General features: G+C 73.8%; 11 protein-coding genes. 3 read left to right on the forward strand and 8 right to left on the reverse strand.

The window, feature by feature from the left end; all coding sequences use genetic code 11:
• The 3 genes from BFF77_RS01415 to BFF77_RS01425 all read left to right on the forward strand — a co-directional run.
• A partial coding sequence (locus tag BFF77_RS01415; protein ID WP_281196217.1) for a lanthionine synthetase LanC family protein occupies positions 1–1179 on the forward strand: 1179 nt, incomplete at its 5' end.
• 40 nt (positions 1180–1219) lie between these two features.
• Entirely contained in the window at positions 1220–1441 is a 222-nt protein-coding gene (locus BFF77_RS01420; protein WP_066942932.1) for a hypothetical protein, read from the forward strand.
• A gap of 73 nt (positions 1442–1514) precedes the next feature.
• Positions 1515–4421 carry a helix-turn-helix transcriptional regulator gene (locus BFF77_RS01425; protein WP_066942934.1) on the forward strand — a complete coding sequence of 969 codons (2907 nt, stop codon included), beginning with the start codon at positions 1515–1517 and terminating at the stop codon, positions 4419–4421.
• Positions 4422–4437: 16 nt separating this feature from the next.
• Here BFF77_RS01425 and BFF77_RS01430 read toward each other — a convergent pair whose 3' ends face one another.
• From BFF77_RS01430 to BFF77_RS01465, 8 genes are all read right to left on the reverse strand, one after another.
• Positions 4438–5379 (reverse strand): helix-turn-helix transcriptional regulator, encoded by a 942-nt coding sequence (locus BFF77_RS01430; protein ID WP_079124718.1) that lies wholly within the window; start codon positions 5377–5379, stop codon positions 4438–4440.
• Between the two features lie 140 nt (positions 5380–5519).
• Positions 5520–6632, reverse strand: coding sequence for an LLM class flavin-dependent oxidoreductase (locus BFF77_RS01435; protein WP_066942936.1), 1113 nt, complete (start codon positions 6630–6632; stop codon positions 5520–5522).
• Positions 6633–6724: 92 nt separating this feature from the next.
• Positions 6725–7753, reverse strand: coding sequence for an LLM class F420-dependent oxidoreductase (locus BFF77_RS01440; RefSeq protein WP_066942937.1), 1029 nt, complete (start codon positions 7751–7753; stop codon positions 6725–6727).
• 51 nt (positions 7754–7804) lie between these two features.
• Positions 7805–9442, reverse strand: coding sequence for an ABC transporter substrate-binding protein (locus BFF77_RS01445; RefSeq protein ID WP_066942939.1), 1638 nt, complete (start codon positions 9440–9442; stop codon positions 7805–7807).
• A gap of 153 nt (positions 9443–9595) precedes the next feature.
• On the reverse strand, positions 9596–10480 hold the full coding sequence (locus BFF77_RS36130; RefSeq protein ID WP_066942941.1) for an ABC transporter ATP-binding protein: 885 nt from the start codon (positions 10478–10480) through the stop codon (positions 9596–9598).
• Positions 10477–11331, reverse strand: coding sequence for an ABC transporter ATP-binding protein (locus BFF77_RS36135; RefSeq protein WP_066942943.1), 855 nt, complete (start codon positions 11329–11331; stop codon positions 10477–10479). Before BFF77_RS36135 ends, BFF77_RS36130 begins: the two co-directional genes overlap by 4 nt.
• Positions 11328–12263 (reverse strand): ABC transporter permease, encoded by a 936-nt coding sequence (locus BFF77_RS01460; RefSeq protein ID WP_079124720.1) that lies wholly within the window; start codon positions 12261–12263, stop codon positions 11328–11330. Before BFF77_RS01460 ends, BFF77_RS36135 begins: the two co-directional genes overlap by 4 nt.
• Entirely contained in the window at positions 12260–13210 is a 951-nt protein-coding gene (locus BFF77_RS01465) for an ABC transporter permease (RefSeq protein ID WP_107422038.1), read from the reverse strand. The genes BFF77_RS01460 and BFF77_RS01465 overlap by 4 nt, the downstream gene beginning before the upstream one ends.
• Positions 13211–13921 lie beyond the last annotated feature (711 nt).

A 13921-nucleotide genomic window follows, 5' to 3' on the forward strand; every position in this document is an offset into this window, starting at 1 on the left:
CTGTTCCTCGCGCAGCTCGGCCGGCTGACCGGCTCGTCCCGCTACACCGACCTGGCGCGCGAGGCGCTGGCCCCGGTGTCCGCGCTGGTCGCCGCGCTCGCCTCGGATCCCGGGCTCAGCAGGACGGTGGGACCGGGCGCGTTCCACGGTCTGGGCGGGATCTGTTACGCCGTCGCGCGGCTGACCACCCTGCTCGGTGAGGCCGAGGCCGGGAGTGCGGGCACGGGCGGGGCCGGGGCCGGGGCCGGGGCCGGGGAAAGGGAGCGGGGAGGATCGGCCGAGGGGGCCACGGACGACACCCTGCGTACCGCCGTCACCGCGCTCGCCCTGTCGGTCGACGACGCCCCCGGCGCCGAGGTGTCCCTCGATGTCTCGGCCGGTCTCGCGGGCGCGCTGGCCGCGCTGCTCGCCGTACATCGGGAACGCGGGACGCCGGAGGCCGCCGCCCACGCCGACCGGATCGCGGAGCTGCTGCTCCTGCGCACGGACCACGGACACCGCGGCACGGGCACCCCGGGATTCGCCTTCGGAGACGCGGGCATCGGCTGGTCCCTGCTGCGCTACGCCGCCGACGGCGACCGCGTGCCGTACGCCGAGGCCGGGCGGCGCCTGCTGGATTCCGCGCTGGCCGCCGCGGAACGCAACGCGCCTGAGGATCTGAGCTGGTGCTCGGGGCTCTCGGGTGCGGTCCTCGCCGCCGCCGACCGCCTCGGCCGACCGGCCGCCCAGGGCGCCGCGGGACCGGCCTCGGCCGGCGCCGTCACCCGGACCGCTGTCCCGGACACCTCACTCGCCCGTCTCGACGCGGCGGTGCGGGTGCTCGGCGCGCAGGTGCCGCTGACCGACCACAGCCTCTGCCACGGCGATCTGGGCACGGTCGAGCCCCTCGCCGTGCTCGCCGCGCGGGGCCACCAGGACGCCAGGACCGCCCTGACGCGGCGTGCGGGACTGACCGTCGGCGCCTTCCAGTACGGCGGCCATCTGTGCGGCACGCCCGGCCGCGTGCACTCCCCCGGGCTGCTCACCGGGCTGTCCGGCATCGGATACGCCCTGCTCCGCCTGGGGTTCGCCGACCGTGTGCCCTCGGTGCTGCTGCTCGATCCCACACCGCCCCGGCTCCGGGCCGCGTCGAGCTGGGACACCGCCCCGGCCCCGTGTCCGCCCACCACGGCTCAGTGACCACTTCCCCCGTCTTCCCCCACAGAAGGGATCACCCATCATGTCCACATCGCAGAACACCCGGCACTCCGCCGAGGACACCGCCGCCCAGGAATCCCCGCTCGCCCCGGAGCCGGCCGGCACCGTCGGCGCGGACACCATCAGCCTGGCACGCCGGAACCTGGCCTGCGCCCGCGTCCGGGTCCTCGCCGGACTGACCCTCGGCAGCGGCATCGTCATCACGCTCAGCGCGATGCACACCACGGTCTCCAGCCCCGGCTGACCGGACCTCACAGCGGAATCCCGTCCTCAGGCGCCCTCTGGCAGAACCGGTCCGACCGCTACGATCCCTGTCCATGCATGCGCGTGCAGCCGAAGTTGTGGGTCGTGACAGTGAGCTCGCCCTCATCGAGGAGTCGTTGCTCGGCTGTCGGCAAGGGCACGGCCGCGCCTTGTTCCTCGTCGGTGAGGGAGGAATCGGGAAGTCGCGGCTGGTCGCCGAGGCGACGGGCGCGGCACTCGGCGCCACCATGCGGGTGCTTCGCGGGCGGAGCGGCACCATCGGGCCGATGGTGCCGCTCCGCCCGCTCACCGAGGCGCTGATGCCCCTGTCCCGGGGCGGTGAGCCGCTGGACGGGGCGGCCCTCGGCCCGTACCGGGCGGTGCTCGGCCGGCTCATCCCCGACTGGCGCGGCGACGCCCAGCCCGACCAGAGCTCGATGGTCGTCCTCGGCGAGGCGGTGCTGCGGCTGCTCGTGGCCGTCGGCCGGGACAGCGGCAGTGTGCTGATCCTGGAGGACCTCCACGACGCCGACACCGAGACCCTGGCCGTCGTGGAGTATCTGATCGACAATCTGGAGCAGTTGCCGGTCGTGCTGCTGGCCACCGTCCGGGCCGAGCCGAGCGACGCGCTGGGGCTGGCCAACTCGGCGGAGCGGCGCGGGACCGGGACCTTGCTCCGGCTGCCGCCGCTGTCCGGGCCCGATGTCACCCGGCTGGTCGCCTCGTGCCTGGACACCACCCCCGAGCACGTGCCCGCCGATGTGCTGGAGCTGGTCTGGCGGGACAGCGCGGGCAATCCCTTTCTCGTCGAGGAGCTGCTCCAGGGGATCATCGGCGACGGCTCGCTGGTACGGGACGGCGACGACTGGCGGCTGACCGGTGATCTGCGCCGTACCGTACCGAGCGCCCTGGTCCAGGGCGTCATCCACCGTACGGACCGGCTGGGCACCGAGGGCCGGATGCTGATGTCCGCCGCGGCCGTACTGGGCCGGCGCTTCCCGCTCTCGGTGCTCCAGCGGATGACGGGCACCGACGACCGGAGTCTGCTCAGCCATCTGCACGCGGGCGTGGCCGCGCAGTTGGTCGTACCGGACGAGCCCGCGCCCGACTGGTACGCGTTCCGCCATCCGCTGACCGCGGAGGCGCTGCTCACCCAGCTCACCCCCACCGCACGGGCCGGCCTGTGCGAGCGCGCGGCGGACGCGGTCGAGTCCCTGCACCCGGGTCTCGAGGGCGACTGGTGTCCGCTGGCCGCGTCGCTCCGCTCGGACGCCGGGGACGCGCGGCGCGCCGGGCGGCTCTTCACCGAGGCGGGGCGCCGCGCGCTCGCGGACGGCGCGGTCGGCTCCGCGGTGGCACTGCTCGGCCGGGCCGAGCGGCTGCTGGCCACCGGGCCCGACACACCGGCCCGCGCGGAGGCGCTGGAGGCACTGCTGCCCGCACTGGCGGAGACCGGTGACGTGGAGCGGGCACTGAGTCTCGCGGACAGTCTGCGGGAACTGGTGGGCGGCGGGCTCGGCGCGCACAGGCTCGCGGCCCTGCACACCAGGCTGGCCCAGGTCGCGCATGTGGCGGGCCGCTGGGCCGACGGCAACGACCAGATCGCCAGGGCCCGTTCGCTCCTCGGCCCGGAGCCCGACGAGGTGTACGCCGCGCAGATCGACGTGGTGGCGGCGCATCTCACTCTCGACACGCCGGGACCCAACCGTACGCAGCGCGCGGGAAGGCTGGTCAGCCGGGCGATCGACGCGGCGGAGCGGCACGGTCTGCCGCTGGTCGCCTGCCAGGCCTGGGAGCTGCTCGGAGTGCTGGCCAGGGAGCGGGATCTGAGCGAGGCCTCGGCCTGTCTGCAGCAGGTCCTGGAGACGGCCGACCGGCACGGCCTGCCGCTCCAGCGGATGTACGCGCTCACCCGGCTCGGCGGTATCCACTGGCTGGCCGCGGGCGACACCAGAACGCTGACCGAGGCCCGGGAGGAGGCCCAGCGGCTCGGCGCCGTGCCGGTCGTCTACTCGATCGACGGGATCCTCGTCCTCAACCGTGTGCTGCTCGGCGAGTTCGCGGGGGCCCGGGAGCTGAGCGAGGAGTGCCTGACCATGGCGACCCGGCTCCGGCTGACACCGGTGGCCCGCTATGTGCTGATGGCCAGGGCGGCGAGCGCCGCCCACCAGGGCGACCGGGCGGCCATGGACCGGGCCGTGGCCGAGTTCCGGCGGATGGGCGGCACCGGCTCCCAGGAGGAACCGCTGCTCCTCGGTCTCGCCGGGGTGTTCTGCGCGCTGCTGGAGGAGGACCGGCCCCGGGCCGTCCGGGAGCTGGACGAGGTGCGCACACTGACGGCGGAGAATCCGACCACCTTCCATCTGGACGGCCGGCACGGCGTCGGGCTGCTGCTGGACGTACTGGCGGGGACGGCGGGCCGGGAGCGGTTCCGCGAGGTCGCGGGCGCCTCGGCCGCGCAGATGCGCTGGAACCGTCACTTCGTCCTGCTCGCGGACGCCGTGCTCCTCGGCCGGGAGGGAAAACCCTCGGCGGCGACGGAGGCCGCCCACGAGGCACACGACACCGCCGCCGCCCATCCCACCGCGCGCCATCTCGGACACCGCCTGGTCGCGGAGACGGCACACACCGACGGCTGGGGCGAGCCGGAGGCGTGGCTGCGCGAGGCGGAGCACCACTTCCAGCGGGCCTCGGTACCGGCGGTCGCGGGCGCGTGCCGCGCGCTGCTGCGCGGTATCGGGGCCCCGGTCCGCCAGCGACGGGTCGGCAGCAACCGGATCCCGGCCTCGCTGCGTACCCGGGGTGTCACGGTCAGGGAGTACGAGGTCTTCCTGCTCCTGGCGGAGCGGCTGAGCAACAAGGCCATCGCGACCCGTCTCTACATCTCGCCGCGCACGGTCGAGAAGCACATCGCCAGCCTGATCACCAAGACCGACCAGCCGAACCGGTCGGCGCTCTGCGAGCTGTCCGCGGCGCAGTAGCCGCGCGGGCGGTCCCTCAGACGGCCGAGGGCCTCCCTGGGTCCGCGGCGGGCCCCGACCGGCCAGGACGCCCCGGCTCGTGCCGCTCGCGCTCCGCAGGCGCCGGCCGGCCCGCGAGCAGCCGGAGGGCCCGCTCGGAGGGTGAGCCGGGTTCGGCGGTGTGCAGGCCGAGTGTCTGCTCGGGGTCCGCGGCGGGTGTGAGGGCCTCGTACTCCAGGTCGAGATCGCCGACCACGGGATGGTGGTAGCGCTTGGTGCCATGGGTACGGCGCAGGACGTCGTGGTCGGCCCACCAGCGTCGGAAGTCCTCGTCACGGAGGGAGAGTTCACCGATCAGCTCGGCGAGGAGCGGATCGTCTGGATGGCGTCCGGCGTACAGGTGCAGGGCGGCGACGGAGCCCCGGGCGGAGGACTCCCAGTCGATGTAGAGCTCGCGGGCGGCCTCGTCCAGGAAGATGAAGCGGACCATGTTCCGCTCCCGGTGCGGCAGCGCCTCGAAGTCGGTGAACAGGGCCCGTGCGAGCCGGTTGGCGGCCAGGACGTCCATACGGCGGCCGAGGACCATGGCGGGAGCGTCACCGACGGTCTCCAGCACCCGGTACAGCCCGGGCCGTACCCGCTGCGGCGCCGTCGGGGTCCGGTGCGCGCGGGTGCGCCGGGCGACGGCGAGGAGATGACCGCGCTCGGTGTCGTCCAGCCGCAGCGCTCGGGCCACGGCGTCGAGCACGTTCTCGGAGACGCTCGCCGTACGCCCGCGCTCCAGGCGTACGTAGTAGTCGACGCTCACCCCGGCGAGCCGGGCGACCTCCTCACGCCGCAGCCCGGGCACCCGCCGGGTACCGCCCTGCGGGGACAGCCCGGCCTGCTCGGGTGTGATCCTGGCCCGCCGCGAGCGCAGGAACTCCCGCAGTTCCGTATTGCCCCCGCCCTCGGAGGAACCGGTGGAGAAGTCACTCATGCTCCCAGGCTAAGGGGTGTCCCGTCGTCCCCGGCGGATCGGCCGGCGGCATCGGACGCGGTGCCTCGTGAGGCGGACAAGCGCCCGCGTACGGGACGTCTTCGGGTACGGGATGTATTCGGGCCGGGCGGCGCGGCGGGTCACCAGCCCCGGCGGTAGTGCGGGGTCGTGCGGACCGGTGGCGGGACGTAGTCGTTGCGCAGGCGCGCCACCAGGTCTCTCCGGAGGTCGCGGTCCTCGTCCGTTTCCACGGACATGTCCAGCTGGACGATGTCCACACCGGCCGCCCGGAGCCAGCCGACGCGCTCCGCCACGCTCTGCGGTGAACCGACGAACGCGCCGGCGAGTGAGCGGCGGACGTACGCGGTGAGCTGCTCCGCGCCCGGGGCGGGATCCGCACGGCCGCGCTCGCGGTCCCGGTCCAGCTGGACCGCGCGGTGCCAGGGGCCGCCGTCCGGGCCCGTGGTCAGCCGGACGGCGTCCCGGCCGATGGATCGCGCCCGTTCCGCCGCCTCCTCGTCCGTCGCGGCCAGCACCAGGGTGAGGTGGCGCCAGATCCGCAGGGTCCGCCCGTGCGCTGCCGCCGCCGCCCGCGCCGCCGCGATCCGCCGCCGGGTCACGGACAGCGGGCCGGGAGCGACCGCGTACACCTCGGCGAACCGCGCGGCGAGTTCCACGCCCTCGGGCGACGAGCCGCCGAAGGACAGCAGTTCGGCGCGCGGGCGCGGCCAGAGGCCCGGTCCGCCGTCGCGCACCGAGTAGAACTCGCCCTCGAAGTCGAATCTCTGACGCTCCGTCAGGTTCTTGGTGAACAGCTCCAGATACTCGCCCGCCCGCCGGTAGCGCTCCGCCTTCCCCAGGCCGTCGCCGTCCCGGGCGACATCCGCGTCGCTGGACCCGACGATCACATGGGCCGAGGCGCGTCCGCCGGAGAGCCGGTCCAGCGTGGCGAGCGCCCGGGCCGCCACGGTGGGAGCCGTCGTACCGGCCCGGTGCGCCACGGCTATCCGCAATCTGGTGGTGGCCGCCAGCGCCCAGGCGGCCACCAGCCAGGGATCGGGCCAGGAGCTCGACTGGGTCACCAGGGCGCTGTCGAGTCCGTCCTCCTCGTTCTCGCGCGCGGTACGCGCCACATGGTCCGGATCGGCGTCGCGCTCCGGCGGATCCGGTGCGAAGCGCAGCGCCTGCCGCTCACGCGGCGTACTGCCGAGGACCGGCGCGGCCCTGACACCGCCCCGCAGATCGAGTTCCATACGCACTCCTCAACCGTCTCGTCGGCCGGACCGGAAGCGCCCCGGTCCGGGGCCCGCCGCGGACCGCCGGCCCGGGGCGCGGGGCGGCGCCGTCAGCGGCCCGCCGGCCCCAGCCGGGCCAGTGTGTCCAGCAGCCGCGCCCTGCTCACGAACACCTCGGGCGGCAGCGACACATAGAGCTGGATCGTCGTCACACCGGGCCGGCTGTAGCGCAGGATGCGTTCACGGCACTCCTCGGGGGACCCGCTGATGAACAGCCCGTCGACCACCTCGTCCGGGAGCGCCTTCTGTGCCGCCTCCGGGTCTCCCGCCGCCCACGCCTCGTGCGACGCGCGCAGCAGTTCGCCGTGGCCCAGCCATTCGTGGAACTTCCGGTAGGGCTCGCGGTTGAGGATCCAGGCGAGGAAGGGCCGGGTCGCGCGGTGCGCGTAGTCGGTGTCCTCGGTGGGACACACGAACACCTTCACCACCAGCTCCTTGCCGGGCGGCTGCGGGCCGACCGCGTCCAGCACCTTCGGGACGTCCTCCGGGAAGAGCAGGTTGGAGATGGCCCCGTCGCCCTCGGTGAACCCCAGCCGCAGCATGCCGGGCCTGAGCGCTCCGAGGATCACCTTCACCGGTTCCGTCGGCGGATGCGGCAGCCGGTAGCCGGTGATGGAGAAGGTGTCGAAGTCCCCGGAGACATATTCTCCGCGCAGTGCCCTGGTGACGAAGCGCAGCACGTCCCTGGTGCGTTTGAACGGCTCGTCGAACGGGATGCCGTTGATGTCGGTGACATGGGCGGGCACCGAGGCGCCGAGTCCCAGCAGCAGCCGGCCCGGGGCGAGCTGGGCCAGGGTCGCCGCGGTCTGGGCGAGGACGGCCGGTCCGCGGGTGTGCACCGGTACGATCCCCGTCGCGATCCGCAGGGACGGCGACCACGCGGCGGTCGCCGCCAGCGGGGTGAACGCGTCGGTGCCGCCGCCCTCCGCGCTCCACACGTCCGTGTAGCCGAGGTCGGGCAGCCGCTCCACCAGAAAGCGGTGCCGGTCGATGGTCAGTCCCGGCAGTGGCAGGGTGACGCCCCACTTGGCCGGCGGGGTCACAACGGGATGGTGGTGCGGTGGCTGCTCGGCGGTCATGGAACCGGCCGTCCTTTCATGCCGTACGGGGATTGCGTGCCGTGTACGGGGTTACTTGCCGACCCGTACCGTGGTGAGGTCCAGGAACCAGGACTGCGGCTGTACCAGTCCGTGGACGGTGGGGGCGAGCGCCCGCGGATTGCGGTCGTTGACGACGAAGAGCCAGGGCGCGTCCTCGGTCACCTCGGCGAGGGCCCGCCGGTAGTCGGCCTGCCGCCCGGCCTGGTCGGGTGAACCGGCCGCCGAGGCGAGCAGCGCGTCCACCTCGGGGTTGCTGTAGTGGCCGGTCCAGAACGGGCTCCTGCTGCCGATGAACAGCGGGAGGAGCGCCTCGGACTGGAAGAGCGTGGTGGACTGGGCGACGGCGTCGGAGCCGAGGGCCACCTCGCCCTTCGCCTCCGCGCCGATCAGGGTGGACCAGTCGGTGGTACGGATCTCCACCTCGATGCCCACGGCGGACAGGTCGCGTTGCAGCGCCTCGGCGATCGGCACCGGCAGCAGATTTCCCGATCCTCCGGTGGGCACGGTCACGGAGGTGCTGAACCCGTCCGCGTATCCGGCGTCCGCGAGCAGTTCCCTGGCCTTCGCCGGGTCGTACCCGTACAGGTCACCGGACTTGTCGTACGCGAGTGTCGCCCGGGGAGCGGCCTGGTAGGCCGGGTCGGCGGTGCCGTGCAGCAGTTTCTCCGCGATCGCCTCGCGGTTGACGGCGTAGTTGGCCGCCCGCCGGACCCTGGCGTCCTTCCAGGGGCCCTTCTCCGTGTCGAGGATCCAGTACCAGAGGTGGTCGTAGCTGTTGGTGACCACCTTCGCGCCGTCGGCCTTCAGGCTCTCGATGTCGTCCGGGTTCGGGTACTCGATCCAGTTGACGGAGCCGGAGCGCAGCGCGGCGGTACGGGCGGCGGCGTCCGGCAGCGCCTTGACGACCAGCTTGTCGAGCTTGGGGGCGCCGCGCCAGTACGACGTGTTGGCGACCAGTTCGATCTCCTCGCCCGGCTTCTGGGACTTGAAGGCGAACGGACCTGTTCCGACGGGGTGCCGGGAGAAGTCGGCCGATCCGGTGGCGCGTACGGCGGCGGGGCTGGCGATCAGCACATGGGCGAGGTCCTCGGGGAAGTGGCCGTTGGGCTCCTTGGTGACCAGTTCCACCCGGTCGGCGCCGAGTTTGCGGTAGGCGGTGATCCCGCCCGCGTACTCGCCCGCCGCGGCGCCCAGTGCGTCGGTGTAGTACGCGCTCTTCTTGTCGAGATAGCGGTCGAGGTTGAAGAGGACCGCGTCGGCGTCGAACGGTGTGCCGTCCTGGAAGGTGACACCCTGGCGCAGGGTGAAGGTCCAGGTCTTCTTGTCGGCGGCGACCTTCCAGGAGGTGGCGAGCGCGCCGGTGACGGGCGGCGGGCCGTCCGTCACGGACAGGTCGTAGCGGGTGAGGCCCTCGTAGAGCTGGAAGCTGACCAGCCGCTTGCCCTCGAACCCGGCGCCGCCGATCACGGTGTCGGTGTTGGGCAGCTTTCCGGTCGCGCCGATGACCAGGGTGCCGCCCGGCCCGGAGGCTCCCGTGGGGCCGCCGTCCCCGGAGCCGGGCGCGCAGCCGGAGACGGTGATCAGCAGGGCTCCGGCGCAGAGCGGGGCCAGGGCGGAGAAGGCGGTTCTCGCTCGGCCGCGGTGGTGGTGAGGAGGGCGGTGCGTCATATCGGTCCTCTGTGTGCGGGATTCCATGGGTCGGTCGGCGGACGTTCGGCGATCGGCAGGCGGTCGGCGTGGGGTGGACGGTCGGCGTGGGGTGGACGGTCGGCGTGGGGTGGACGGTCGGCGTGGGCTGGGCCGGCGGTCGGCGTGGGCCGGTCAGAGCGGTGCGGAGGGCTCGACGGTGGTGGCGTCGAAGGAGGCGGCGGGGACGGCGGCCGTGTCCGCCGGGGCCGACGCGGCGGCGGCCGTACGGGACGGTGCCTCCGCGGCGGCGAGCAGGGCCCGGGTGTACGGATGGGCCGGCGCCGCCCAGAGGTCCGCCGCCGGGCCCTCCTCCACCACCCGGCCCTGCCGCAGCACCACCACCCGGTGGGCCAGCCGGCGGACCACGGCCAGGTCGTGGGAGATGAAGAGATACGCGAGTCCCCGGCTCTCCTGGAGCCCGACCAGCAGATCCAGCACCTGCGCCTGGACCCGGAGATCGAGCGCCGAGGTCGGTTCGTCGCAGACCACCAGCTCGGGACCGGTGGCCAGCGCGCGGGCCACGGCCACCCGCTGGAGCTGCCCTCCGGACAGCTCGCGCGGATAGCGCCGAGCCAGCGCCGGATCGAGTCCGACCTGACGGAACAACTCGGCGGTACGGTCGGCCCGTTCGCGTCGGGGCGTGCCGTGTGTCCGCAGGGCGAGGGCCACGGCCTCACCCGCTCTCAGAGCCGGGTTCAGAGAGCCGCGCGGATGCTGCGGCACGAACTGCAACCGGGCGCGTACGGGCCGGGCGGACCGGCCGCGCAGCCGGTACGGATCGTGCCCGGCGAACCGTACGGTGCCCAGCGTCGGCGCGAGCAGACCGAGGCTCAGCCGGGCGAGTGTCGACTTCCCGGAGCCGGACTCGCCGACCAGTCCGACCGTCTCGCCCGCGGCGACGGTCATCGTGACCCGGTCCAGGGCGGGCCTGCCGCCGCCGTCCGCGTCGCGCCCGGTCGCAGCGCCGCCCGGGTAGCGCTTGGTCACCCCGGTGAGGGAGAGCAGGGCCTCGGTCACCGGTGGCCTCCCGCTCCGGCGGCCACCAGTTCGGCCGCGTAAGGATGCCGGGGGCGGGTGAGCACCTGTTCCGCGTCTCCCGACTCGACGATCCGGCCGCCGCGCATGACCGCGACCCGGCCACCGATCCGCCGGGCCGCGATGAGATCGTGGGTGACCATCAGCAGGGCGATCCCGTGTACGGCGCGCAGGGACGCGAACAGATCGAGGATCTGCGAGCGGACCACGGCGTCCAGGGCGGTGGTGGGCTCGTCGGCCACCAGAAGTCCGGGAACGCAGGACACGGCCAGGGCGATCGCCGCCCGCTGGCGCAGTCCGCCGGACAGTTCATGCGGATAGCTGCGGGCGATCCGGTCCGGTTCGTCGATCCCGGCCCGTTCGAGCAGACCGGGCACGGCCGCCCGCGCCGCCCCGCGCCCGGTGGCGATGCCGTGGCGCAGCAGAACCTCGGTGAGCTGGGAGCCGATCCGGCGCAGCGGATCCAGCGATCCCGTCGGGTCCTGCGGCACATAGCCGATGCGCCGGCCCCGTATCCGGGACAGCGCGCGCTCGTCCGGCGGACGCAGATCGGTGCCGTCGACCTGTACGCGCCCGGTGACCTCGGCGCCGTGGCCGGGCAGTCCGAGGACCGTCCTGGCCACGGTGGTCTTGCCGCTGCCCGATTCACCGACGAGGACCAGCGCGCCGCCGGGTTCGACGGTGAGGGTCACCTGGTCGACGGCGAGGAGCGGACCGGCCGCTCCCGGATAGCGGACGGTCAGTTCCGTGACGGCCAGCGCCGACGTGCTCGGTACGGAACGGCTCGCCGGCGCGGGACGGCTCGACGACGTGCTCGGCGCGGGACGGCTCATCGGACGGCCTCCGCAAGCAGCGCCCCGCTGTCGCCGGCGCGTGCGCGCAGGGCGTCGCCGAGGGTGTTGAAGACCACCGAGACAGCCAGGATGGTGAGCGCGGGCAGGACGGCGACGGACGGGTGGGTCAGCAGGGCGGGCCGCGACTCGTCCAGCATCGCGCCCCATTCGGGGTCGGGCGGTGCCACGCCCAGCCCGAGGAAGGAGAGTCCGGCCGCGTAGACGATGGCCAGGCCGACGAGCGACGAGCAGTAGACCAGGACGACGGGGGCCACGACCGGGGCGACCTGGCGGACCACCACGGCGGCCCGGCCCGCGCCGCTCACCCGCGCGGCCTCCAGAAACTCGGCGGTGCGGATGCGCTGCACCTCGGTGAAGCAGACGCGGGCCACCGCCGGGGTGAGCACGAAGGACAGGGAGATCACGGTGGTGGTCAGCCCCGGTCGCAGCAGGGAGGCGACGGCGATGGCGAGCAGTACGCCGGGGAAGGCGTAGAGCACGTCCAGCGTACGGAGGAGGGCCTGCTCGGTGATCCGTCCGGCGAGGGCGGCGACCGCGCCCAGCAGTGTGCCCGCCACCGCCGCGACGGCCACCGGCAGCAGCCCGCCGGTCAAGGACGGCCGCACGGCCACGACCAGCCGGCTCAGCATGTCCCGGCCCTGGGTGTCGGTGCCGAGTGGATGGCCCGGTGTCCAGAGGCCGAGCAGCCGGTCGTCCAGGCTTCCGGCGGCCGGGTCCTGCGGAGCGATCCAGGGACCGGCGACGGCCAGCAGCAGGAGGAGGGCGGCCAGCCCGGCGGGCACCAGCAGCCCGGGCCCGTACCGGCCCCGTGCAAGGCGTGCCCTCCGTCCCTTCCGGGCCCGCCGCTCCTCCTGGGCATTCCGGGTGTCCTGGGCGTTCCGAGCCTGTGTCATGGCGGCCGGCCGGGTCATCGCGCGCTCCTGACCCGGGGATCGACGAGCGCGTGCGCCGCGTCCACCAGGATGTTGATGCCCACGAACGCGACCGCGACCAGCAGTACTCCGCCCTGGACGAGCGGAAGGTCGCGTGCGGTGAGCGCGTCGTACAGCAGCCGTCCGACACCCGGCCAGGCGAAGAGGGTTTCCACGAAGACGACCCCCTCCAGCAGATAGGCGAGCTGGAGCCCGCCGATGGTGAGGAGGGCGGGCGAGGCGTTGTGGACACAGTGCCGCAGTACGGCGGTCCGGCTCAGCCCTCGGGCCCGCAGGCTGTCCGCGAGGTCCGAGGTGAGCACGGAACCGAGGGCGGTACGGAACACCCGGGCGGTCAGGCCCAGTGGTACGAGCGCGGCGGCGGTCGCGGGCAGCACGAGATGGCGTACCAGGTCGAAGGGGCCACCGCCGCCGAACACGTCGTGCGTACCGCCCGCGGGCAGCCAGCGCAGCCATACGGCGAAGACGGCGATCAGCAGCAGCGCCACCGAGTACTGGGGAGCGGAGACGGCGAGCGTGTTCAGCGCGCCGGACAGCCGTCCCGGCACTCCCCGGGGACGCAGGGCGCCGAGCGTGCCGAGCGCGGTCCCGCCGGTGACGACCAGGGCGAACGCGACCGCGGTGAGCAGCAGGGTCTGGCCGAGCGCGGGCAGCAGCGTTTCCGTCACCGGGCGCTGCGCGGAGATGGAGACACCCAGGTCGAGGTGGAGCGCGTGCCAGAGCCAGTTGCCGTACTGGACCGGCACCGGCTCACCGAGGCCGAGCCGCTCGGTCAGCTCCCGCCGGGACTCCGGGGGCGCGCCGGGACCGAGCAGGGCGCCGACCGGATCGCCCGGGATCAGGGCGACCGTCAGGAAGACCACGACCGTGACGCCGAGCAGGGTGGGCACGGCCAGCAGCAGCCGGCGCAGCAGGAAGCGCCTCACCCTTCGGCCCGCCGGGCGAGGAGACCGGGGCGACCGGCGGCGGGCGGGCATGGGCGGCGGAACATGAGCGGTCCTTCCGGGAGTTCGGGGTGGCGGCGCGGTGTGGTGGCACGGTCTCGGGGTGGCCGGTGGGGACCGCGGCCGGGGCCGGTACGGCGCCACCGCCCGGCGCCCGTTCGGAAGGTCGATTCGCAGGGCCGTCCGCGCGAAACGGCCACGGTGCGGCCACGGTGCGGCCACGGTCGTCGGAGCCCTCGGTCGTGGGGTTCGGTCGCGGGGACGGACCGGCGCGGCGCCGTCGGGCCCGGTGAGACCGGACCGGGCCGCCGTGTCGAAGAATGGGGGATGCCAACACCCCTCAGCCAGGCAACAGTTCATGCTGATACCCGAGGTCATAGGATCGGGCGGACCCGGCAGGGGGGTGGGTGTGACCGGTGCTGCCCTGGCCGACATTGACCCACAGCAAGCCCCTTACTAGGCTGTAAATATGGCTATTCCGTGCACCGACTTCACCTTGGTCGGTATCGGCGGCTCGTGGCACCGCAGGTGCTTCGACGAGCTGTGTAGCGCCCTCACGCGGCGCTGACCTTCGGCTCTTCCCCGAACAGCGGCGCCCTCTCCTCCTCTGCCGGCACTTTCCGTACCCCGGCCCAGGTCACCGCCGACCTGATGGCAGGCCAGGGGTACGCGGGAGAACTCCGGCGTCACCGT

It is taken from the genome of Streptomyces lushanensis, from assembly GCF_001700515.1.
GTDB lineage: Bacteria > Actinomycetota > Actinomycetes > Streptomycetales > Streptomycetaceae > Streptomyces > Streptomyces lushanensis.

Coding starts and splice junctions, on each gene's coding strand:
- BFF77_RS01425 (WP_066942934.1), top strand. CDS start 1,515: ATGCATGCGCGTGCAGCCGAAGTTGTGGGTCGTGACAGTGAGCTCGCC.
- BFF77_RS01435 (WP_066942936.1), bottom strand. CDS start 6,632: ATGGAACTCGATCTGCGGGGCGGTGTCAGGGCCGCGCCGGTCCTCGGC.
- BFF77_RS01460 (WP_079124720.1), bottom strand. CDS start 12,263: ATGACCCGGCCGGCCGCCATGACACAGGCTCGGAACGCCCAGGACACC.
- BFF77_RS01430 (WP_079124718.1), bottom strand. CDS start 5,379: ATGAGTGACTTCTCCACCGGTTCCTCCGAGGGCGGGGGCAATACGGAA.
- BFF77_RS01420 (WP_066942932.1), top strand. CDS start 1,220: ATGTCCACATCGCAGAACACCCGGCACTCCGCCGAGGACACCGCCGCC.
- BFF77_RS01440 (WP_066942937.1), bottom strand. CDS start 7,753: ATGACCGCCGAGCAGCCACCGCACCACCATCCCGTTGTGACCCCGCCG.
- BFF77_RS36135 (WP_066942943.1), bottom strand. CDS start 11,331: ATGAGCCGTCCCGCGCCGAGCACGTCGTCGAGCCGTCCCGCGCCGGCG.
- BFF77_RS01445 (WP_066942939.1), bottom strand. CDS start 9,442: ATGACGCACCGCCCTCCTCACCACCACCGCGGCCGAGCGAGAACCGCC.